Source organism: Halococcus morrhuae DSM 1307 (genome assembly GCF_000336695.1).
In the GTDB taxonomy this organism is placed as follows: Archaea; Halobacteriota; Halobacteria; order Halobacteriales; family Halococcaceae; genus Halococcus; species Halococcus morrhuae.
The window spans coordinates 1-1919 of the sequence record NZ_AOMC01000081.1 but is presented as its reverse complement, the minus strand read 5'-3'; the positions used below and the strand labels follow the sequence as shown (position 1 = coordinate 1919).

Sequence of the window (1919 nt, the reverse complement as noted above, 5' to 3'; positions counted from 1 at the left end):
AGTACGCGCCGTCGCGGGCAGTGAGCGTGCTTTCGGTTAGCTCCCACCGTTCGTCGTTCAGGAATTGCCACTGGTAACCGTCGTCGTTCTGTGGAAGGACGAGCGGGCACCGGACGCGGCCTTCGACCGTCGAGAGCGATACCGAATTGTCCTCGAACAGCGTCATGGTCCGCGTGTCGTAGGTGATGGTCGGGGCCGTGAAGTTCGGTTTCGAGACCTTCAGCCCCTTCGACCGTCGCTCGTGACACCCCGTTATCGCTTCGGCGGTTTGGTGCGTGGCGAGAATCGCGTGCTGGCTCCCTAACTCGGTATCCTCGCGGATACTATCGTAGGCGAGCGGTTGCACATCGCTCTTGGATTTGGTGTCCGGCCACGCCATGTCCGTAGCGATTTGGCAGCCGTCGCGGTAGGCGTCGATGGTCGCTTCGAGCAACTGACGTTGCTCGTCGCTCACGTCGAGGCGCGTGACGGCGGTGCGACGGACATACTCCTCTGCCACATTCTTCAATGTATCCGTGTATGCTTAAGTACGTCGGTAATGCCCAGCTATACGAACGCGCTCCTCCCCTCCCTACTCGCGCTCCCTTTCGGTCGTGCTCCTTGAGGAAGGGGACTCCGCGCTACCAAGAAGTTGAGGAGCTGCGAGAGCGCGGAACGGTGGCCAGCAAAAAGATCGGTGCTCGTGCGCGTGTGTGGTGGCTGCCGACGGACGAACTCGACCAGCACGATCCTGAAAGCCCGTTCTTCAGCGCGCCGTCGTTCGGGAGTGGTGGCGACGATTCGCTCGACATCGAAGATACCGACGAGGCCCTCGCCGACGCAATCGCTGGCGACCGGAGCTGAGTGTGAGCGACAGCCTGCGCTCTCGCTTTGAGCCATCGATCGAAGACGGACGTGAAGCACCAGTTCCGTTGTTCGTCGACACGAACGCGCTGTTTGCGTACTTCTACCGGGGATCGTCTCAGCACGACGAGGCCCGTGTGGCGATCGAGGCGATCGGGGACGGCGAACTCCCGTACAATCCGCTGGTCACGAATCAGTACGTTCTCGATGAGGTCGTGACACTACTGCTGTCGCGAGCAGATTGCCGAGCTGCACACGAGGCCCTTGAGACCATCCTCAACGAACCAACGTTTCGGGTTCTCGACGTCAGTCCGGGGCTCGTGGAGCACGCAATCGAGCAGTTCCGGCGCTACGACGATCAAGCGATCTCGCTCACCGATCACGTGATTGCCGTTCAGGCCGACGAGCGCGGGATCGACCACCTGTTCACCTACGACGGCGACTTTCGGACCTTTGGGATCACTGTCGTTCCCCACAGCGCCTGATCGAGGCTACGGTTCGAGGCGGGTTGTGGCTCTGAACCCTGTTTCGACGCGACTCTACAGGAGTGTATGTCGCGATCTCACCACGCCCGATCACGGCTGCACGACGAGTTTCCCGAACGCATCCCGGCACTGCATATCGGCGAACGCCTGGCCCGTCTCGTCGAGTGCATACTCGTCGTCAACGACCGGCTCGATCGCTCCCGCAGCCGCGAGGTCGACGAGCGTTTCGAGATCTGGCTGGGTGCCCATCGTACTGCCGATGATCTGGTTGTGCCCGAGATACAGCTGTGGGATCTCGATCGTCGATCGATCGCCCGCAGTGCGGCCACAGACGGCCATCCGACCGCCCTGCCGGAGCAGTTCCAGCCCCAGTTCGGTGTATTCGCCGCCGAGATGGTTGAGAACGGCGTCGGGTTCGCCGATCTCGTCGACCGCCGCTCGAATCTCATCCGTGGCCCCCGATTCGACGACGTGGTCGGCTCCGATGTCGGCCAGTCGGTCGGCCTTTGCCGACGAGGTCGTCGTCCCGATCGATCGTGCACCGAGCGCATCGACGAGCTGCACGCCCGCGACACCCACGCCGCCGGTCGC

3 protein-coding genes and 1 pseudogene are annotated in these 1919 nt (G+C 62.5%); 2 read left to right on the top strand and 2 right to left on the bottom strand.

The genetic code is table 11. The features are described from left to right. Positions 1-499 (bottom strand): annotated as a pseudogene (locus tag C448_RS05540) (RNA-guided endonuclease InsQ/TnpB family protein); the annotation flags it as partial. 158 nt (positions 500-657) lie between these two features. On the opposite strand from C448_RS05540, the gene C448_RS15855 reads away from it, so the two are divergent. Further along, the gene (locus C448_RS15855; RefSeq protein ID WP_152415523.1) at positions 658-843 is read left to right on the top strand and encodes a hypothetical protein; all 186 of its coding nucleotides are present in this window, start codon (positions 658-660) and stop codon (positions 841-843) included. Positions 844-911: 68 nt separating this feature from the next. Then, positions 912-1328 (top strand): type II toxin-antitoxin system VapC family toxin, encoded by a 417-nt coding sequence (locus C448_RS05535; RefSeq protein ID WP_004052522.1) that lies wholly within the window; start codon positions 912-914, stop codon positions 1326-1328. Positions 1329-1418: 90 nt separating this feature from the next. Here C448_RS05535 and C448_RS05530 read toward each other — a convergent pair. Next, positions 1419-1919: quinone oxidoreductase family protein (locus C448_RS05530; protein WP_004052520.1), on the bottom strand; the 501-nt coding region annotated here is incomplete at its 5' end.